Below are 18,855 nucleotides of genomic sequence, written 5' to 3'. Positions count from 1 at the left end.
TCCGTCCGGCCGAGGGGCACCCGTTGCCGAGCGGGGCACCGGCCTCACGGTACGCCGCGACGGGTCCGGTCAAACCGGGTGGTACCGCCCGAGATGGGTGATCGTGGCGAACACCACTCCCACCCCCGGACACCGCGAGTGATCGTCATCAGGTGCCCAGTGACATCGGTGGCCAGCGACATCGGTGACCCGGTCGAGCGGGGGCTGAGCGAGAAAACCACATTCGTGCCGTGGTCCGGTCCGCCTTTCGGCTCTCGGATCGCTACCCTGTGGGGCGTGCCTCTGTACGCCGCGTACGGATCCAACATGGATCCGGCCCAGATGTTGAAGCGCGCCCCGCATTCCCCGCTGGCGGGCAGCGGCTGGTTGATGGACTGGCGGCTGACCTTCGGCGGCGAGGACTACGGCTGGGAAGGCGCCCTCGCCACGATCGTCGAGCAGCCCGGCTCGCAGGTCTTCACGGTGCTCTACGACGTGAGCCCCGAGGACGAGAAGAACCTGGACAACTGGGAGGGCGCCGAGCTCGGGATGCACAAGAAGCTGCGGCTGATGGTGCAGACCCTCGACGGTCCCGTGCTGGCGTGGCTCTACGTCCTCGACGCCTACGAGGGCGGCCTGCCCTCGGCCCGCTACCTCGGCGTCATGGCCGATGCGGCCGAAGCCGCCGGCGCCCCCGAGGACTACGTCGAGCGGCTCCGGAAGCGTCCTTGCCACAACGTCGGCCCGGGCTCCCCTCGCGAGCTGTGACGACCGGTCGTGGTCGCCCGCTGAGCCCCACGCACTCGGAACGCCGGTTCCGCCGCGCTTCTCGACCGAGCGCCTAGAGCCAGTCGCGGGCGCGGAGTTCGGCTGCGAAGCGGTGGTGCGCGTCGTCCAGGCAGGTCACTTCGGCGGGATCGGGTTCGACGAGGTCGCCGGGCGGGACCATCTCGGCCGCGGCCCTGCTCAGGTCCGGGTGGATCGAGCCCGTGGCCGCCAGCAGCGCGGCGCCCAGGGCGGTTCCCGCGCCGCGCACCCGCAGGACCGGCCGGTCCAGGACCGAAGCGCGGATCCGGCACCAGGCCGCGCTCCTAGCCCCGCCGCCCGCCGTGCGCACCGGTCCCTCGGCGACCGCGCCCAGGGTGGCGAGGCGTTCCAGCGCGAGGCGTTCGCAGAACGCGATGCCCTCCAGGCGTGAGCGGTGCTCGTCGACGCGGTCCTGCGGCGTGCCGATCAGGAACGCCTCGGCGTCGGGCGCGGCGAACGGGAACCGCTCACCGCGCCCGCGAAGCGGGTAGTTCAGCACGCTCGCCGGTCCGCGCGCCAGCGCCGCGGCGTCCAGTTCGGGCAGCTCCTCCGGGTCCACATCGGACAGCGCCGCGCCGCCGATGTTGGCGGCGCCGCCGGGCAGCCACCTGCCTTCGGGGTGCAGGTGGCTGTAGACCACGCCCGCCGGATCGTGCACGAGCTTCTCGGACACGCCCTTGAGCACCAGCGTCGTGCCCAGCACCGTCACGAACCTGCCCGGGTCGACCGCACCGGTGGCCAGCTGTCCCGCGCACCCGTCGGTCATGCCGGCGCGCACCTCGCAGCCCACCGGCAGTCCGGTGACCGCGGCGGCCTCGCGGCTCACCTGGCCGAGCACGGCGGTGGGGCGCACGACCCGCGGCAGCAGCTCTGCCGGGGACTCGGCCGCCCACTCCCCCGCGACCGGGTCGTACCCGCTCTTGAGAGCGTGGCTGCTGTCGGTGGCCACCGGGTGACCGACCAGGGCTCGGGCGATCACCTCGGGCGTGTGGCAGATCCGCTCCGCCCCCGCCGGGAGGTGCTCCGCCAGCCACGTCACCCGCGCGCGCCGGTCGTCGTACATCAGCGCCGGGCCGACCGGTTCGCCCCGGCCGTCGACGGCGACGACGGTGCCGGAGGTCGCCGAGATCGCCAGCGCGGTGATCCGGCCGCTGCGCGCGCCCAGGACCGCGGTGCACTCGGCCAGGCAGTCGCGCGCGGCGGGCCACCACGCGCGGGCGTCCTGCTCCGAGCGCCCGCCCGCGGATCGCACCGGGGCCGGCAGCGCCCGCGAGGCCTGGGCCAGCAGAGCACCGGACGGGTCGTGGACCTGCACCCGGACAGCGGCCGTGGCCACGTCGACACCGGCGACGAGGTCGCCGGTCATGACGCCAGCTTCTCCAGCGCGGCCGGGAGCTCGGCGAGCGAGCGCACCGCGACGTCGGGTTCGGCGAGCTGATCGGGCGTGGGAGCCGGTGGCGCCTCGCCGCGAAGCACCCACACCGTCCGCAGGCCGACGCGCTGGGCGCCGCGGACGTCGGTGTCGAGCCGGTTGCCGACGTGCACCGCGCGGGACGCGGGAACCCCGGCCTCGTCGAGGGCGTGCTGGAAGATCCGCGGGTCTGGCTTCTCGGCGCCGACGGTCTCGGAGATCGCCCAGACGTCGACGTGCTCGGCGACGCCGTCGCGGCGCAGCGCGTCGACGACGACCGCGCGCTGGTTGGCCACCACCGCGATCCGGTGGTGCTCGCGGATCCGGCGCAGCGCGGGCAGCACGTCGTCGTGGAGCGCCTCCGGTGGGTACTCCCAGTACCGCTCGGCGCGTTCGGAGAGCTGAGCGCGGTCGTGCGAGACGAGGAAGCGCCGCGCCACAGCGGTGCGCAGGGAACCGCCCTGGGCCTGCCTGCGCTCGTCGTAGAGGCGCAGGAAGTCCTCCTCGGCGACCTCGCGCCCGTCTTCGGCAGCGAGTTCGCAGGTGGCGCGCAGCAGCGCGTCGCGGTAGGCGGCGTCGTCGTAGACGGGGCCGCCGACGTCGAGCAGCACGAGGTCGATCGGTTCCGGCACGTCCGGTCCTTCCGCTCGCGGTCCACCAGGACCGGGATGGCACCTTCCTGTGTCAAAATAACATCGCTATCGATGTATTTAACAGTATTGACTGTGATATCTACCAGTGGCATCACAGCGCGACCCCCGCGACGGTCGGGTGCGCCCACGCGAGCTCCAGCAGCGCGTAGGCCTTGCGGGTGCCGCGCCGGTCGCGGCGCCGGGACAGCCGCTCCCCGACCAGCGCGCGGAAGTGCTCGGCCCCGGAACCGAGCCGGGACAGCGCGCGCTCCAGGCAGTCCAGCGCACGGCGCTGCGGGCCCGTGCACAGCACGTCGGCCAGCGCGACGTCCAGCGCTTGGACCCGCAGCCCGTCGAGCTCGATGACGTCGGTCTCCCGGAACCAGGCGTGGTGCACGACCAGCTCGTCCCGCGACCGCACGTCGCGGTCGTAGGGCACGGTCACGTGCACGGCTTCGTCGTCGGCCGGGCCGCAGCCGTGCATGGCCACGGCCGTCGGGCCGGAGATCACCGCCTGGTCCCCGGCGCGCAGCAGCGCGGCGGCCGCCCGCGCCATCGGGTCGTCGCTCAACGCGGCGGGCAGCACCACCCCGCCGAACGGCTCGACCCACGACCCGTCGGCCAGGGCCTCGGCGAGCTCGTCCGAGCCGAGCAGCAGCTCGGCCTCCTCACGTGGCAGGGCACCGTGCCGGGACAGCGGGCTGCGATCGGCGCCGCTGGAGTCGGGGCCGCTGGGGTCGGGGGCGCTGGGGTCGGGGGCGGGCAGGAACTGCGGGCGGTCGATGTAGGTCCTCATGCACATACAGAGGCGCGAACCCCGCCCACAGATACACCCCGGCCCGGATACACCTCGATCAGGCGGAGTTTCCGCCGCCCGGCGCCTGTTCAGCCGCCCGGCGCCTGTTCAGCCGCGCAGGGCCTGGAGGGCCGTGTGGACCATCGTGCGGACGCCCACCAGCAGGGCGCGCTCGTCGAGCGTGAACGTCGGCTGGTGCAGGTCCTTGATCCGCCCGCTGCCCGGGTGCACGCCGAGGCGCGCGAACGAGCCCGGCACGTGCTCCAGGTACCAGCCGAAGTCCTCGCCGCCGGAGGACTGCGGGGTGTCGGCCTGCGCCTGCTCGCCCAGCGCGGCGGTGATCCCGGCGCGCATCAGCTCGGTGCTCTCCGGTTCGTTGACCACCGGCGGGACGCCGCGGCGGTGCTGCAGGTCGAAGCCGACGCCCAGAGGCGCGAGCAGCGCCTGCACCAGCTCGTGGACCAGCGGCTCCAGCTTCGCCCAGGTGTCGCGGTCGGCGGTGCGCAGCGTGCCGGTGAGCACGCCGTCCTGCGGGATCGCGTTGGGCGCCTCGCCCGCGTGCACCGCACCCCAGGTCAGCACGGTCCCGGTGCGCGGGTCGACGCGGCGGGACAGCAGCGTGGGCAGTCCGGTGATGACGGTGCCCAGCGCGTGCACGAGGTCGGCGGTGAGGTGCGGCCGCGAGGTGTGCCCGCCGGGCGAGGTGAGCCGCAGCTCGATCAGGTCGCTGGCGGAGGTGATGGGGCCGACGCGGGTGCCGACGCTGCCCGCGGGCAACCGCGGGTCGCAGTGCAGACCGAAGATCCGGTCGACGTCGTCGATCCGGCCCGCGGCCAGCACGTCCAGCGCACCACCGGGCATGACCTCCTCGGCGGGCTGGAAGATCATCCGCACGCGGCCCGGGAAGTCGCGGTTGCCGGCCAGGGCGCTCGCGGCGCCGAGCGCGACCGCGGTGTGCGCGTCGTGCCCGCAGGAGTGCGCGACACCGTCCACTGTGGAGGAGTAGCTCAGGCCGGTGGCCTCGGTCAGCGGCAGCGCGTCGATGTCGGCGCGCAGCGCGACGGTCGGACCGGGCGCATTCCCCTCGATGTCGCAGGTCAGCCCGGTCCCGATGGGCAGCACGCGGGGCGCGAGCCCGGCGCGGGAGAGCTGGTCGGCGAGGAACGCGGTGGTGCGGTGCTCGGCGCGGGAGAGCTCCGGGTGGGCGTGCAGGTGGCGGCGCCAGGCGACCACCCGGTGCGCGTGCGCACCGAGCCAGGCGTCCAGCCAGGCGGGCCCGCGGCCCGCACCGAGGTCGGGCACGACGGAATCCACACTGGATTCGAAGCGGGAATCCACGTCCGCCATCGTGCTTTCGGTCGCGCCGATCGGCTCGTCAGCCACCAGCGTCGCCGGAGCTCCGGACCTCTCCTCGACCACAGCCGAACCTTCGCGGTTCGGGAACTGACCCGGGTCCGGGCCACGAGAATCCACCACGGTCACGCCACGCCTCCCGACGTGCAGAACTGTTCGGTCGAACCTTCCCGGGCGCGGTCGTCCACCCCGGCGAGCAGCCGCGCGCGCTGCGTGCCGTCGAGCCCGGCCGCCAGGGCGGTCCAGGCCATCGCCACCGCCCCGTCGAGGACCGCTCGGTCCGCCGAGGGCGTGGCGCAGGCGGCGGCGAACTCCGCCTGGTGGTTGACCGCGTCTCCGCATTCCACCGCGATCATCGGGTGGATCGCGGGCAAGGCCCTGGTCACGTTGCCCATGTCGGTGCTGCCGATGACCCGGCCCCGCTCAGTGCTCCGATCGAGCGGTTCACGCCCGAGATCGGTGATCGCGCGACGGTACGCCTCCGACAACCAGTGGTCGCAGGTCAGCTCCGCGTAGACCGGGGAGATCTGCACGATCTCGTGCGCACATCCGGTCGCCGTCGCACCCGCCTCGAAGCAGGCCCGGATGCGGTTCTCCAGGCGCTGCAGGGAGCGCGCTTCGGCAGCACGCAGGTTGTAGACCGCCGCGGTGCGCGCGGGCACGATGTTCGGCGCCGCGCCACCCTCCGTGACGATACCGTGCACCATCTGCTGCGGCTCGAGGTGCTGCCGCAGGAGTCCGATGGCCACCTGCGCCACGGTGAGCGCGTCGGCGGCGTTGCGGCCCAGCTCGGGCGCCGCCGCGGCGTGCGCGGCGCGGCCGGTGTAGTGGACTTCGAGATCGGTGATGGCCAGCGAGCTGGGCAGGCAGACGTCCTCGGGGCCGGGGTGCACCATCAGCGCCAGGGCGACGTCGTCGAAGAGACCCGCTTCGAGCATGAGGACCTTGCCGCCGCCGGTCTCCTCGGCGGGCGTGCCCAGCAGTCGCACGGTCAGCCCGGCCTCGTCGGCGACGTCGGCCAGCGCGAGGGCGGCTCCGACGGCGGAGGCGGCGATGACGTTGTGCCCGCAGGCGTGCCCGACCTGCGGCAACGCGTCGTACTCGGCGCAGATGCCGACGACGAGGTCACCGCTGCCGCGCTCGGCGACCAGCGCGGTGTCGAGACCGGCGACCGGGGTGCGGACGGTGAAGCCGTGCTCGGCGAGCAGGTCCGCGACCTTGGCGGCGCTGCGGTGCTCGGCGAAGGCCGTCTCGGGCTCGGCGTGGATGCTGCGGGAGAGCCCGGTCAGCGCCGCCTCGTTCCGGCGCACGACGTCGCGGCAGCGGTCGCGGAGCGCGGAGGAACCGGGCTCCTCGGACGCGCTGTGCTCTTCGGGCGGGGTGGTACGCATGTGCGTTCATCCTGCATCAGCCCGATCGACCGCGCGGCGCGAACACGCTTCGTGGAGACCACCGGTAGCCCTGCTGCGCCGAACGGGTGGCGGGACTTCAGCTGGGCAGAAAAAGGGGAATTCCCACTATTCCCGGACGACAGCTGAAATCGCTGGTCAAACCAGCCGTTTCAACCGCGGAACGAGGAATGGGGTGTGGGCCGGCACCGGTCGGGGGGCTTCCCGGTGCCGACCCACGTCTTTGTGGGCTACTCACCCGAGAAGCGCACGGAATGGCTCCGCACGCGATCCGGTGTGAAAATCCCACAGCTTCGCCGTCAGGTCTAGTCCATGACGGAAATTGATATTAAAGAAAGCGCTAAAACCGACCTGCTGGTCTGATATTTATTCGGATTCCCTACTTCTTCTTCTCGAAGAACAACATCGGCTTCTTCCGGAGCTTGCGCGAAAGCAGCACGATCCCGATCAGCACCACTCCCGCGACCCCCATCGCGGTGCGCTGGTTGCGCTCGGCATCGGTCTCGCGCTCCGGAGCGGGCGCCTCCGGCGTCGGCTGCTGGGCGACCACCGCGACCGGCGCCGCTTGGGCCGGGGCCTCCGCGGTCAGCGGCGTGAACAGCAGGGATAACGCGATCGCGACTCCCGCGAGCAGGCGGCCGATCCCCCACATGATGGCTCCACATCCTTCGCGTCGCGCCGGAGAACCGACACATCCGGGTCGTGCTGAAGCGACCCCATCGGGGGTCACCCGTTCCGGTCGGAGTCGATCATATCGAACACGCGTCGGGAGCGAACGGGTCGCGTGAACGCGATCGACTGCCACCTCTGAGGACAGTCCTCGATCGACCGCGCCGCGACAACCGCCGGTTCAGCGAACCCCGGGTTCACGATCGATGCGGTCACCGAGTTCATCGATGATCAAAGTGTCCCGTTCCACGCTTCCCGTGCGGTAGGCGGCGCGACCGACCAGTTGTGCCAGCACCGGGGCGGTGAGCATCTGGAACAGTCCGACGAGGATCAAACCGGTGGCGTAGACGAGGTCGAGCTGCACGCCGGTTCCGATCAGGATCAGGATCAGGCCCAGCGTCTGCGGTTTCGTGGCCGCCTGCAGCCGCGCGGTGACGTCCGGGAAGGTCAGCAGACCGATCGCGCCGAACAGGCACGACAGCGCACCGCCGATCAGGCAGATCGCGGAGAAGACGTCCGGGAAGCTCATCGGTACGGCTCCTTCTTCTCGATCAACTTGGCCGTGCTGATCGACCCGATGAAGGCCAGCAGCGCGAAAGCCGCCAGCAGCGCGATGTTCGACCCGTCCTGCTGCAGGCCCATGCCCACGCAGCTGCCCGCCACGATCAGGGTCACCAGCACGTCGACCGACACGATCCGGTCCAACGTGGTCCGACCGCGCAGCAACCGGACGACGACCAGCAGCCCGGCCACGCCCAGCAGCGCGAAGGTCACGGCGAAGACCCAGCTCATCCCGCACTCCCCCTGACCAGGTCCCGTTGCGCGGTGGACCCGACCGCCTCGACGACCAGCCGCTCCAGGAACCGCACCTCGCGGCGCACCGAGTCCTCGTCGCCGGGACGCATGCCCAGCGCGTAGACGTAGCAGGTGAGCTCGGCGCGGTCGATCTGCAGCACGAACTTGCCCGGCGCCAGCGACACCGCGCTGGCCACGATCGCGATGAGGTGGTCGGAGTCGGCGTGCAGCGTCGTGGCCACGATGCCCGCGGTCGTGGCGCGGCGGTGGGCCACCGCCTGCCAGGCCACCCGGACCGTGGAGATCACCAGGTCCCAGGCCAGGTAGGCGGCCAGCCGCAGCAGCGGCACCGGGCGCAGCACCATGCCGGTGCGGATCATCGGCAGCGGGAACAGCCACGTCACCAGCAGCGCCACCACGACCCCGAAGAACAGGGTGCCCAGGTCGAAGCTGCCCCACAGCAGCACCCACACCACCGTCAGCCAGCACACGAGCGGCAGCCTGCGCAGCGCCCGCTGGCGGCGGGTCATCCGCTCACCCACCGGAACCACCTCCCAGCACCGCGGTCCGGTAGGTCTCGCCGTGCATCAGATCGCCCGCCGCGCGACCCGCGATCTCGCCCAGCGGGCCCGCGACCAGCGCGATCACCAGGCTCGCGACCACCAGAACCCCGGTGGCGGCCAGCATCGGCCGGTTGGAGCTCGCGGTGCCCACGACCAGCTCGTCGGTCGGGTCCGGGTCCGGGGCGGGTGCCTTGACCTGTCCCCAGAACGCGCGCGTCCACACTCGCGCCATCGCGTACAGGCTCAGCAGGCTGGTCAGCACCGCTCCCGCGGTGACGGCGTAACCCGTGGTGGTGCCGCTGCCGACACCGGCCTGCAGCAGCGCCAGCTTGGCGACGAACCCGGAGAACGGGGGCACGCCGGCCAGGCTCAGCGCGGGCAGCGCGAACAGCACCGCGATCAGCGGCGTCGCCTTGGCCATGCCGCCCATGCGGGTCAGCGCGACCGTGCCGCTGTGCCGCGTGATCAGACCGCTGACCAGGAACAGCGTGGCCTGCACGGTGATGTGGTGGACGACGTAGAGGATCACGCCGGTCAGGCCGATGACGTCGTATACGCCGAGCCCGAACAGCATGTACCCGATGTGGCTGACCAGCAGGAACGACAGCAGCCGGTTGAGGTCGTTCTGCGCGAGGGCGCCCAGCGCGCCGACGATCATCGTGACCAGCGCGATGATCAGCATCAGGTTCCAGCTCTCGGAGTGCGCGAACACCAGGGTCTGGGTGCGGATCAGCGCGTAGATGCCGACCTTGGTCAGCAGCCCGGCGAACACGGCGGTGACCGGTGCGGGCGCGGTGGGGTAGCTGTCGGGCAGCCAGAAGTGCAGCGGCACCATGGCGGCCTTCACACCGAACACGATCACCACCAGCAGGGCCAGCGCGACCTGCAGGCCCTGCGGCAGCTCGGCGACCTTGCCGCCCAGGTCGGCGAGGTTGACCGTGCCGGTCGAGGCGTAGACCAGCGCGATCATGGTGATGAACAGCAGCGACGAGGCGAGGCTGACGATCGTGTAGGTCATGCCCGCGCGCACCCGGGTGGCGGTGGTGCGCCGGGTGATGAGCACGTACGACGAGCTGAGCATGATCTCGAAGGCGACGAACAGGTTGAACAGGTCGCCCGTGAGGTACGCCAGCGACACGCCCGCGCACAGCATCAGGTACATCGGGTGGAAGGTCGTGCTGGAGCGTTCCCGGCCGTAGTCGGTGATGCGCTGGCCGATCGAGTAGATCAGCACCGCGAAGGTCACCACCGAGGAGACCAGCAGCAGCAGCGCCGAGAGCCGGTCGGCGATGAGCGTGATGCCGAACGGCGCGGGCCAGGCGCCCATCTGCAGCACGACGGGGCCGCTCTGGTCGGAGACGTGCAGCAGCACCGCCGCGTCGGCGATGATCACGCCGAGCACCAGCAGCCCGAGGAGTCGCTGCAGGTCGGCGAAGCGGCCGAGGGCGAGCGAGAGCCCGGCGGCGGTCAGCGGGAGCAGGACCGGCAGGGCGACCAGAACCGTCACCGGGCGGCCTCCTTCGCGGGTTCCTCCCCTTCGGACACCACGTCGGTGTCCTCATCGGACTCCATGCGCTTCTCCAGGCGCTGGATCCGGCGGTCCTCGACGTCGTCGCGGACCTCGTCGTGGCCGAGCAGCGTCCACGAGCGGTAGGCCAGCGCGAGCAGGAACGTGGTGAGCGCGAAGGTGATCACGATGGCGGTCAGCGCCATCGCCTGCGGCAGCGGATCGGTCATCTCCTCGGGCAGGGCGGTGGTGAGCATGGGTGCGCGTCCGGGCGGGCCACCGGCGGTCTGCAGCAGCAGGTTCGACCCGTGGCCGAGGACCACGATGCCCAGCAGGATCCGCATCAGGGACCGCTGCATGAGCAGGTAGAAGCCCACCGAGTACAGCACCGCGATGACCGCGGCCAGCGTCAAGTTGATCGTCATCGTCGTCCCCTGGCTGCCGCGTGGGCGTCGGTCTCGATCCCGGATCCCAGCGTGCGCAGCAGGTCCAGCACCACGCCCACGATGAGCAGGAACACGCCGGTGTCGAGGATGACGCTGCTGACGAACTTGATCTCGCCGAGCAGCGGGACGGTGAACTTGTAGATCGCGGTCTCCAGCAGCTGGCCGCCGAACAGCAGCGGCAGGAACGCCGCGGCGCAGGCCAGCGTCAGGCCGATGCCGATCAGCACGGGCGGGCGCATCGAGACCACGGCGCTGTCGTCCATGCGGCCACCGGCGAGGTAGCGCAGCAGGAACGCCTGCCCGGCCACCAGACCGCCGGTGAACCCGCCGCCGGCGCGGTCGTGCCCGGCGAACAGCAGGTAGATCGACAGCACCAGCACCGTCGGGAACACGATGCGCGCGGCCAGCTCCAGCAGCACCGAGCGGGACTGGCCCTCGCGGCGGAAACCGGACAGCAGCCAGCGCTCGGTGGGCGCGTCCCAGTTGGTCCAGGAGCGGTGGGTCATCGGACTCACTTGCGCACCTCCTGCTGCTCGCGGCGCCTGCGCTCGTGGCGGGACGCCAGGATCAGGCTGGCCACGCCGGTGGCGGCGACCGCGAGGACCGCGATCTCGCCGACGGTGTCGAAGGCCCGGAAGTCCACGATGATCGAGTTGACGACGTTGGTGGCCCCGGCGCCCTTCTCGGCGTGGTCGATGAAGTACTCGCTGGCCTCGGGCGGGGCGTGCCGGACGGAGCTGAACCCGATCGCGGCCAGCGAGACGAACAACCCGGCGACGGTGGCGATGACCGCCTTGGGGATGCGGATGGACTTGGCGGTGTCGGCCTCGGAGAAGCGCTCCGGCAGGCGCCGCAGCACGAACGCGAAGGCCACCACGGTCAGCGTCTCCACCAGGAACTGGGCGAGCGCGAGGTCGGGGGCACCGTCCACGATGAACAGCCCGCCGATGCCGTAGCCGATGACGCCGACCAGCAGCACCGCGGTGAGCCTGCGGTGCGCGCGCAGCACGGCCAGCGCGGCGACGACCACGCCCAAGGCCAGCGGGAGCTGCATGAGGTTGTCGTAGGCGCGCAGGTCGTCGGGCACGGTGAACGAGACGAGCAGCGCCGATCCGGGAACGGCCACGACCGTCACGAGGATGATCCCGAGGTAGGTGGGCAGCGAACCCACCTGCGTCCGCGCGGTGACGGCGACCGCGACGCGCTCCAGCAGCGCGGTGATCCGCTCGTAGCCGCGCTGGGCGTTGAGCGGCTTGGGGATCCGGGTGCGCCACGCGGTCAGCGGGGTCCGCACCCGGTGCAGCAGCAGACCACCGGCGACGGCCAGCAGGGACATCGCCAGCGGGAAGTTCAGCCCGTGCCACAGCGCTAGCTCGGCGGGCTTGCCGGGCGAGTCGTAGGAGCGGGCGTAGCTGTCGGCGAGCTCGTGGGTGAGCGGGTAGGCCAGGCCCAGCAGCACTCCGCCGATCGCGGGCAGCGCGGTGGGGATCAGGGCCTGCATCTCGGCGGGTTTCACGGTGGTGGGCGCGAGGTCAGGCTTGGTGGCGAACGCGCCGAACCACATGCGCAGGCTGTAGGCGACGGTGAGCATCGAGCCGATCACCAGCACGACGTCGACGGCGACACCGGCCGGTCCGGTGAGGAACGCGCCGAAGGCGGCTTCCTTCCCGAGGAAGCCGAGCATCGGCGGCAGCCCGGCCATCGAGGCAGCGGCGAGCCCGGCGACCACCGCCAGCCACGGCTGGCTCGAAGCGAGCCCGGAGAGCTTGCGGATGTCGCGGGTGCCCGCCTGGTGGTCGATCATGCCGACGACCAGGAACAGGGTGGCCTTGAACAGGCCGTGCCCGAGCAGCATCGCGGCCCCGGCCAGCGCGGCGTCGTGGCTGCTCTCGCCGAAGAGCACCACGAGGAAGCCGAGCTGGCTGACGGTGCCGTAGGCCAGCAGCTTCTTCAGGTCGTACTCGTGCAGCGCCCGCCAGCCGCCGAAGAGCATGGTGGCCAGGCCGAACGCGATGGCCGGGTAGCGCCACTCGGGCAGCGATTCGAAGATCGGGCCGAGCCGCGCGATGAGGAAGACACCGGCCTTGACCATCGACGCGGCGTGCAGGTACGCGCTGATCGGGGTGGGCGCGACCATCGCGGCGGGCAGCCAGTTGTGGAACGGCAGCTGCGCGGACTTGGTGAACGCGCCGACCAGGATCAGCACGGCGGCCACCGAGACCGCGGTGCCCGACGGCGGGTGGGCGACGAGCTCGGAGATGCGGTAGGTGCCCGCGGATTCGCCGAGCACGACGAAACCGAGCAGCATCACCAGGCCGCCGAGACTGGTGATCATCAGCGCTTGCAGCGCCGAGCGCCGGGACTCGCGGCTGATGCCGGCCTGCCCGACCAGCAGGAAGGAGCAGACGGTGGTCAGCTCCCAGAAGACGTAGACGGTGGTGAGGTCGTCGGCGACGACGAGGCCGAGCATCGCTCCGGCGAAGGCCAGCAGCAGCGGCGCGGATCGGCGCGCGTCACCGCGTCCGCGGGCGAAGTAGGAGTCGGCGTAGACCAGCACCAGCACGCCGAGACCGCAGACCAGGATGGTCATGACCAGCGACAGCGCGTCGAGTCGGAAGCCGAAGTTCAGGCCGATCAGCGGGACCCAGGGCACGGTTTCGGTCATCGTGCCGCCGGCGAGCACCTGCGGGGTGCGGGCGAGCAGCCAGGCCGCCGCGGCGGCGGGCGGGGTCGCGGCGATGAAGAACGCGGCGCGGGTGCTGCGACGGGCAACCAGCGGCAGGAGCAAAGCCACCACCAGGTGCGCGACGACGAAGCCGAACAAGGCACCTCCTCCACACCGCTGTTGTCATGCCGGCCCGGACTCGCCCGATCATTCGCCACCCGCTCGCTGCGCGCACCGCGACGCGATCTCCAGCGCCGCGGATGTCCGGAAGGTCCGACCGGTGACAACCTATCCGCAGTAGGGGGTTACGCGCCAACACCGCCGAACCGGGCGTCCTGGCCGCTGGGAGGCGGTTTTTCGTTGCGCCGAAATGACGTTCGGAGCTAAAGGGGTTCCGCGGCGCGACGGTTCGAGTGGGATTCTTCACGTGGCGTAACATCACCTCCCGACCTGGGCGATCAACCCGTCGTCGACGGGTTTTCGAGGGCCTTTGATCCCGTTCCGGCCCCGGCTGTCGGACCGAAGGTGGAAGATGTGGCGGTGCCCACCGAGAACCAAGACACCCTCGCCGGCATCGGCCGGCTGATCGCGGGCCGCTATCGGATCGAGCGCAAGCTCGGCGGCGGCGCGATGGGCACCGTGTGGTACGCCACCGATGAGCTGCTGCAGCGCCCGGTGGCCGTCAAGGAGGTCCGCCTCGCTCCGGGCATGCCGGAGGAGGAGGCCGCCGAACTGCGCGAGCGCGCCCTGCGCGAGGCTCGCGCCATCGCGGTGCTGTCCCACCCGAACGTGGTGACGCTCTACGACGTCGCGCGCGAGCAGGCGGAGCCGTTCGTGGTGATGGAACTCGTCCCGTCGCAGAGCCTGGCGGCGATCCTCGACGACCACGGGGCGCTGGACGAGCGGCAGCTGGCGGTGATCGCCGACGGCGTCGCGGCCGGTCTCGACGCCGCGCACCGGGCCGGGATCGTGCACCGCGACGTCAAGCCGGGCAACGTGCTCATCGGCGACGACGGCCGGTTGAAGGTCAGCGACTTCGGCATCTCCCGCAACGTCGCCGAGCACACCCTCACCAACACCGGCATCCTGCTGGCACTCCCGCCTACATCGCCCCGGAAGTCGCGGCGGGCGAGGACGTCACCGCCGCCGCCGACCTGTGGGGCCTGGGCGCGACGCTGTTCGCCGCGGCCGAGGGCCGCCCGCCCTACGACGTCGGCGACGACCCGCTGGCCACGGTCACCGAGGTGGTGCGCGGGCCGGTCCCGGTGCTGCACCGGCCGGGCGTGGTGGGCGACGTGATCCGGGCGCTGATGGTCAAGGACCCGGCGCAGCGGCTGCCGCTGACGGAGGTGCGGCGCCGGTTGCAGCACCTGCTTCCCGAGCCGGGCGCGCGGCCGTTCGCGATGCTGCTCGACCCCGACTCGCCGACGGTGCGCGTGCGGCAGCGGGTGCTGCAGCAGCACTCCTCCCACCAGCAGTCCCAGCCGTCGGTGCCGCCCGCTCCGCAGCTGACCGGGTCGGCACCGCTGGCAGCCGATCCGGGGCCGCCGCCGTTCACGCTGCACGACCCGCCGAAGCCGCGGCGGCGTCCCCTTCGGACGGTCGCGCTGGTGATGGCCGCGCTGGTGCTGTTCGCGGGAGCGATGGTGGGTTCGTTCGTCGCGACCCGGCTGCTGGTCGGCGCGCCGCTGGTTCCCGGGCGGGGCACCGAGCAGCCGACGACCCCCGCCGTGTCGCTGCCGCCGCTGGTGCCGAACCAGCAGGACGCCAAGCACTCGTCGGCGCCCAGCGGCGGCGAGTTCACCATCTCGGCGCCGTCGGGCTGGCGGCCGTTCCAGAGCGAGCGCAACGACCTGGCGAACAACTCGGTGGTGGCGTTCATCTCCGGTGACGGCACCACCGAGGTCGCGGTGCAGCGCTACGGCGACTACTTCGCCGACGGCGGCACGATGGACGACTACGAGGCGAAGGCCGGATCGACGCTCGGCGGCCCGACGTCGAGCGTCAAGCTCAGCCGGCCGTTCCACGGCGAGGGCGACACCCGCCGGGTGTCCTACGTGACCCGCGCCCACCAGCTGCTGACCGGTCCCGCCAAGGAGATCACCCGCCACAGCGAGGCGTCGCTGCAGCGCTCCGGCGACGACCTGTGGATCATCCGGGTGACCGGGGCCGCGGATCAGGCGGAGATGGCCCGGGCGCTCCTGGACCGCGTGGTCCCGACGTTCAAGCCCGGGACCTGAGCACTTCCCGCAGCCGATACCGGACGAGCACGCGTGGGAAATGCGGAGAGACTAAGCTGCCCGGCCGTGACCGCTACGAACATCACCGACCCGACCGCCACCGCTCACGAGGCCTCGGCGAAGCTCGCCGAGCTCACCGGTGTCGACAGCCACGACCTGGTCGTCGTCCTGGGTTCCGGCTGGCAGCCGGCCGCCGACGAGATCGGGACGCCGGACGCCGAGATCGGCATGGACGAGCTGCCGGGCTTCGCCAAGCCGGGCGCCGTCGGCCACACCGGCAAGGTGCGGTCGGTGCCGGTGGGTGACAAGCGCGTGCTGGTCATGCTCGGCCGCACCCACCTCTACGAGGGCCACGGCATCGATCCGGTGGCGCACGGCGTGCGGACCGCGGTCGCCGCCGGGTGCCGGAGCGTGGTGCTCACCAACGCCGCCGGCGGCATCCGCGAGGGCATGCAGGTCGGGCAACCGGTGCTGATCAGCGACCACATCAACATGACGGCCAAGTCCCCGCTGGTGGGCGCGAACTTCGTGGACCTCACCGACCTCTACTCGCCGCGGCTGAGGGAGCTGGCGCGCGGCATCGACTCCTCGCTGCAGGAGGGCGTTTACGCGGGGCTGCCGGGTCCGCACTTCGAGACCCCGGCGGAGATCCGGATGCTGCGCTCGCTGGGCGTCGACCTGGTGGGCATGTCGACGGTGCTGGAGGCGATCACCGCCCGCTCGCTGGGCGCCGAGGTGTTCGGCCTGTCGCTGGTGACGAACCTGGCCGCGGGCCTGAGCGGTCAGCCGCTCAACCACGAGGAAGTGCTGGAAGCGGGCCGGGTCTCGGCGTCGCGGATGGGCCGGTTGCTGCGGTCGTTGCTGGAGGCGGCGTGACCCAGTCGGACGTTCGGGCTGCCGCGGAGCAGTGGATCGCCGACGACGTCGATCCGCTGGCTCAGGACGAGCTGCGAGGACTCCTCGACTCGCCCGAGCTGGCGGACCGGATGTCGGGCATGCCGCGCTTCGGCACCGCGGGGATGCGGGCGCCGGTGCGCGCGGGTGCGCACGGCATGAACCGCGCGGTGGTCGTGCGCACCACCGCCGGTGTCGCGAGCTGGCTGGTGCAGCAGGGGCTGGGCGGCGGGATCGTGGTGGTGGGCCGCGACGCGCGGCACGGTTCGGAGGACTTCGCCAACGACGCGGCGGGAGTGCTGGCGGCGGCGGGGTTCGACGTGCGGGTGCTGCCGGAGCCGCTGCCGACACCGGTCCTCGCGCACGCCACGCGCGCTCTCGACGCGGTGGCGGGCATCCAGATCACCGCGTCGCACAACCCTCCGCGGGACAACGGCTACAAGCTCTACCTGGGCGGCGGATCCAGCTGGTGGGCCCGGCCGACACCGAGATCGAGGCGGCGATCGCCAAGACCCCCGCGGCGAACGCGGTGTCGCGCAAGCGGAACTGGACGGTGCTGGAGTCCGCTCAGGAGGACTACCTGGCGCGGGTGTCGGCGCTGCCGCGCGGCGGGGACCGCGAGGTGCGGGTGGCGGCCACGGCGCTGCACGGCGTCGGGGCGAAGACGCTGCGGAGGGCGTTGCAGCGCGCGGGTTTCGACGACGTGCACCTGGTGACCTCGCAGTCCGAACCGGACCCCGACTTCCCGACGGTGGGGTTCCCGAACCCGGAGGAGCCGGGCGCCACCGACGAGCTGCTGCGGCTGGCCTCGGACATCAACGCGGACCTGGCGATCGCGCTGGACCCGGACGCCGACCGCTGCGCGCTGGGGGTGCGCGAGGGCGAGGCGTGGCGGATGCTGCGCGGCGACGAGACCGGTGTCCTGCTGGCCTGGCACGTGCTCTCCACTTTGGACGAATCGGCGCCGGACCCCTTGGTGGCCACGACGATCGTGTCGTCCAGCATGCTGCGGTCGATCGCCGCCGAGTTCGGCGTCCGCTACGCCGAGACGCTGACCGGCTTCAAGTGGCTGGTGCGCGCGGGCGACGGCGAGGGCACCGGCCTGGTCTACGCCTACGAGGAGGCGCTGGGGCACTGCGTCGACCCGGAGCGGGTGCGCGACAAGGACGGGATCTCGACGGCGGTGCTGGCCTGCGACCTGACGGCGAGCCTGCTGGCTTCCGGCGATCACCTGCTGGACCTGCTCGACGAGCTGTCCACCGAGCACGGCGTGCACGCCACCGGGCAGGTGTCGGTGCGGGTGACGGACCTGGCGGTGATCCCGCGGATCATGCGGCGGCTGCGCGAGGAGCCGCCGTCGGAGCTGTCGGGTGCGGAGGTGGAGGTCCGCGACCTGCTGCCGGACACCGACGCGCTGGTGGTCACCGGTGCGGGCGGGTTGCGGGTGGTGATCCGCCCGTCGGGAACCGAGCCGAAGCTCAAGTGCTACCTGCAGGTGGTCGAGCAGGTCGGCGAGCTGCCGCTGGCGCAGGCCAAGCAGCGCGCCGCCGACCGGCTGGAGGAGCTGACGCAGGCCGTGACCGCGCTGGTGGAGGAGTAGATGCCGACGCTGCTGATCGTGCACCACACGCCGTCGCCGGGGATGCAGGCGATGTTCGAGCAGGTGGTGGCCGGTGCCACGACCGACGAGATCGAGGGCGTCGAGGTGCGGCGCCGCCCGGCGCTGGGCGCCACGGCCTCCGACGTGCTGGAGGCCGACGGCTACCTGCTGGGCACCCCGGCCAACCTCGGCTACATGTCGGGGGCGCTGAAGCACTTCTTCGACACGATCTACTACCCGTGCCTGGACGCCACGATCGGGCGACCGTTCGGGTACTACGTGCACGGCAACGAGGGCGTCGAGGGCGCGCAGCGCGCGATCGGGTCGATCACCACGGGTCTGGGCTGGCAGCAGGCCGCCGAACCGGCGATCGTCCTGGGCACGCCGGAGAAGTCCGACCTGGAGTCCTGCTGGGAACTGGGCGCCACGGTAGCCGCGGGCCTGATGCCGTAGGTGGTCCCGGGACCACCCAGTTGATCTTGGTTGGCCTGTTTCGAGTAACCTGATCGTGTCGTCGGGGCGCGCCCCTTGACGACGGCGGGGCGCCCCGGACAGAGCCCGCCTTCCCTCATCACGTGCGATGTTCGGGGCGCCCCGCACCTTCGCTCATCGTAATCGGACGCGATGGCCTGGTTGCGACCGTCGAGCGATCAGCAGGACCTCCAGCAGCATTTCCGGGTCCGAACGCGTTACCCTGCGACAGTGAGTGAGGAAACGATCCGACTCGAACTCGATGACTCCGGCGTCTCCGTGGATCTCCCCAAGCCCCCTGGTCCTGACGACCAGGTTCAGGGCGTTCCGTACCGGCCGGTCGAGTTCCGCGACGACGACCTGCCGGCGGCCTTGGAACGATCCGCCAAGTGGCTTCGCGAAGCCCAGAACTGGCTCGGGGAACCCATCGACGTGATCGCAGTGCATCTCGATTACGACGACCGGGACGGCGCCCCGTACTACGACCTGAAGTTGATGTGCAACGAGGAGGACCTGGCAGGCGCGCCGATCGCCATGCGCAGGTTGCGAAGCGACTCGGTCGGCTGACCCGCTTCACCCTCCCAACTCGATGGCCCGGCCGGCTGTCCGGCCGGGCCT

The 18,855-nt window shown here is 71.7% G+C and carries 19 protein-coding genes and 1 pseudogene; 7 read left to right on the top strand and 13 right to left on the bottom strand.

Annotated elements, in window-relative coordinates:
* Nucleotides 1-276: 276 nt before the first annotated feature.
* The gene (locus REH65_RS21025; RefSeq protein WP_281458437.1) at nt 277-747 is read left to right on the top strand and encodes a gamma-glutamylcyclotransferase; all 471 of its coding nucleotides are present in this window, start codon (nt 277-279) and stop codon (nt 745-747) included.
* A 73-nt stretch (nt 748-820) separates the two neighbouring features.
* Here REH65_RS21025 and REH65_RS21020 read toward each other — a convergent pair whose 3' ends face one another.
* The 13 genes from REH65_RS21020 to mbhE all read right to left on the bottom strand — a co-directional run bounded on the left by REH65_RS21020 (nt 821) and on the right by mbhE (nt 13,191).
* Nucleotides 821-2,152, bottom strand: a complete 1,332-nt coding sequence (locus REH65_RS21020; RefSeq protein WP_406688773.1) for an FGGY-family carbohydrate kinase — start codon at nt 2,150-2,152, stop codon at nt 821-823.
* On the bottom strand, nt 2,149-2,829 hold the full coding sequence (locus REH65_RS21015; protein WP_406688772.1) for an HAD family hydrolase: 681 nt from the start codon (nt 2,827-2,829) through the stop codon (nt 2,149-2,151). The genes REH65_RS21020 and REH65_RS21015 overlap by 4 nt, the downstream gene beginning before the upstream one ends.
* A 112-nt stretch (nt 2,830-2,941) precedes the next feature.
* Nucleotides 2,942-3,625, bottom strand: a complete 684-nt coding sequence (locus REH65_RS21010) for a hypothetical protein (protein WP_406688771.1) — start codon at nt 3,623-3,625, stop codon at nt 2,942-2,944.
* Between the two features lie 108 nt (nt 3,626-3,733).
* Nucleotides 3,734-4,972: an amidohydrolase gene (locus tag REH65_RS21005; protein WP_406693205.1), complete on the bottom strand. Its 1,239-nt coding sequence runs from the start codon at nt 4,970-4,972 to the stop codon at nt 3,734-3,736.
* A 131-nt stretch (nt 4,973-5,103) separates the two neighbouring features.
* Complete coding sequence (locus tag REH65_RS21000) at nt 5,104-6,369, bottom strand: M20 family metallopeptidase (RefSeq protein ID WP_406688770.1); 1,266 nt, start codon at nt 6,367-6,369, stop codon at nt 5,104-5,106.
* A 397-nt stretch (nt 6,370-6,766) separates the two neighbouring features.
* Nucleotides 6,767-7,039, bottom strand: coding sequence for a hypothetical protein (locus REH65_RS20995; RefSeq protein WP_281458442.1), 273 nt, complete (start codon nt 7,037-7,039; stop codon nt 6,767-6,769).
* 198 nt (nt 7,040-7,237) lie between these two features.
* On the bottom strand, nt 7,238-7,585 hold the full coding sequence (mnhG, locus tag REH65_RS20990) for a monovalent cation/H(+) antiporter subunit G (protein WP_281458443.1): 348 nt from the start codon (nt 7,583-7,585) through the stop codon (nt 7,238-7,240).
* Nucleotides 7,582-7,848, bottom strand: coding sequence for a monovalent cation/H+ antiporter complex subunit F (locus tag REH65_RS20985; RefSeq protein WP_281458444.1), 267 nt, complete (start codon nt 7,846-7,848; stop codon nt 7,582-7,584). The genes mnhG and REH65_RS20985 overlap by 4 nt, the downstream gene beginning before the upstream one ends.
* Nucleotides 7,845-8,393, bottom strand: a complete 549-nt coding sequence (locus REH65_RS20980) for a Na+/H+ antiporter subunit E (RefSeq protein WP_281458445.1) — start codon at nt 8,391-8,393, stop codon at nt 7,845-7,847. Before REH65_RS20980 ends, REH65_RS20985 begins: the two co-directional genes overlap by 4 nt.
* Nucleotides 8,386-9,921: a Na+/H+ antiporter subunit D gene (locus tag REH65_RS20975; RefSeq protein ID WP_281458446.1), complete on the bottom strand. Its 1,536-nt coding sequence runs from the start codon at nt 9,919-9,921 to the stop codon at nt 8,386-8,388. Before REH65_RS20975 ends, REH65_RS20980 begins: the two co-directional genes overlap by 8 nt.
* Nucleotides 9,918-10,346 (bottom strand): Na(+)/H(+) antiporter subunit C, encoded by a 429-nt coding sequence (locus REH65_RS20970; RefSeq protein WP_281458447.1) that lies wholly within the window; start codon nt 10,344-10,346, stop codon nt 9,918-9,920. Before REH65_RS20970 ends, REH65_RS20975 begins: the two co-directional genes overlap by 4 nt.
* Entirely contained in the window at nt 10,343-10,873 is a 531-nt protein-coding gene (locus REH65_RS20965; protein WP_343231408.1) for an MnhB domain-containing protein, read from the bottom strand. Before REH65_RS20965 ends, REH65_RS20970 begins: the two co-directional genes overlap by 4 nt.
* 5 nt (nt 10,874-10,878) lie before the next feature.
* The gene (gene mbhE, locus REH65_RS20960) at nt 10,879-13,191 is read right to left on the bottom strand and encodes a hydrogen gas-evolving membrane-bound hydrogenase subunit E (RefSeq protein WP_406688769.1); all 2,313 of its coding nucleotides are present in this window, start codon (nt 13,189-13,191) and stop codon (nt 10,879-10,881) included.
* A 381-nt stretch (nt 13,192-13,572) separates the two neighbouring features.
* Here mbhE and REH65_RS20955 point away from each other — a divergent pair, with 381 nt between their 5' ends.
* From REH65_RS20955 to REH65_RS20930, 6 genes and pseudogenes are all read left to right on the top strand, one after another.
* Nucleotides 13,573-14,331 (top strand): serine/threonine-protein kinase, encoded by a 759-nt coding sequence (locus REH65_RS20955; protein WP_406688768.1) that lies wholly within the window; start codon nt 13,573-13,575, stop codon nt 14,329-14,331.
* Nucleotides 14,277-15,272, top strand: coding sequence for a hypothetical protein (locus REH65_RS20950; RefSeq protein WP_406688767.1), 996 nt, complete (start codon nt 14,277-14,279; stop codon nt 15,270-15,272). The genes REH65_RS20955 and REH65_RS20950 overlap by 55 nt, the downstream gene beginning before the upstream one ends.
* A gap of 66 nt (nt 15,273-15,338) precedes the next feature.
* Complete coding sequence (locus REH65_RS20945; protein WP_406688766.1) at nt 15,339-16,148, top strand: purine-nucleoside phosphorylase; 810 nt, start codon at nt 15,339-15,341, stop codon at nt 16,146-16,148.
* A pseudogene (locus tag REH65_RS20940) lies at nt 16,145-17,766 on the top strand (phospho-sugar mutase). The gene REH65_RS20945 and the pseudogene REH65_RS20940 overlap by 4 nt, the downstream one beginning before the upstream one ends.
* Nucleotides 17,767-18,219 carry a flavodoxin family protein gene (locus REH65_RS20935; RefSeq protein ID WP_406688765.1) on the top strand — a complete coding sequence of 151 codons (453 nt, stop codon included), beginning with the start codon at nt 17,767-17,769 and terminating at the stop codon, nt 18,217-18,219.
* 249 nt (nt 18,220-18,468) lie between these two features.
* Complete coding sequence (locus REH65_RS20930; RefSeq protein ID WP_281458454.1) at nt 18,469-18,804, top strand: hypothetical protein; 336 nt, start codon at nt 18,469-18,471, stop codon at nt 18,802-18,804.
* Nucleotides 18,805-18,855: the final 51 nt, after the last annotated feature.

It is taken from the genome of Saccharopolyspora sp. ID03-671 (assembly GCF_045278815.1).
GTDB classification, from domain to species: domain Bacteria; phylum Actinomycetota; class Actinomycetes; order Mycobacteriales; family Pseudonocardiaceae; genus Saccharopolyspora; species Saccharopolyspora ipomoeae.
Note: the sequence above shows the minus strand (reverse complement) of the source record. Positions and strands in the feature narration are given on the sequence as shown.

Bases quoted from the DNA above. Each gene is read 5' to 3' on its own strand.
- REH65_RS21020 (WP_406688773.1), bottom strand. From the start codon at position 2,152: ATGACCGGCGACCTCGTCGCCGGTGTCGACGTGGCCACGGCCGCTGTC.
- REH65_RS21010 (WP_406688771.1), bottom strand. From the start codon at position 3,625: ATGAGGACCTACATCGACCGCCCGCAGTTCCTGCCCGCCCCCGACCCC.
- REH65_RS21005 (WP_406693205.1), bottom strand. From the start codon at position 4,972: ATGGCGGACGTGGATTCCCGCTTCGAATCCAGTGTGGATTCCGTCGTG.
- REH65_RS21000 (WP_406688770.1), bottom strand. From the start codon at position 6,369: ATGCGTACCACCCCGCCCGAAGAGCACAGCGCGTCCGAGGAGCCCGGT.
- REH65_RS20995 (WP_281458442.1), bottom strand. From the start codon at position 7,039: ATGTGGGGGATCGGCCGCCTGCTCGCGGGAGTCGCGATCGCGTTATCC.
- mnhG (WP_281458443.1), bottom strand. From the start codon at position 7,585: ATGAGCTTCCCGGACGTCTTCTCCGCGATCTGCCTGATCGGCGGTGCG.
- REH65_RS20985 (WP_281458444.1), bottom strand. From the start codon at position 7,848: ATGAGCTGGGTCTTCGCCGTGACCTTCGCGCTGCTGGGCGTGGCCGGG.
- REH65_RS20970 (WP_281458447.1), bottom strand. From the start codon at position 10,346: ATGACGATCAACTTGACGCTGGCCGCGGTCATCGCGGTGCTGTACTCG.
- REH65_RS20965 (WP_343231408.1), bottom strand. From the start codon at position 10,873: ATGACCCACCGCTCCTGGACCAACTGGGACGCGCCCACCGAGCGCTGG.
- REH65_RS20935 (WP_406688765.1), top strand. From the start codon at position 17,767: ATGCCGACGCTGCTGATCGTGCACCACACGCCGTCGCCGGGGATGCAG.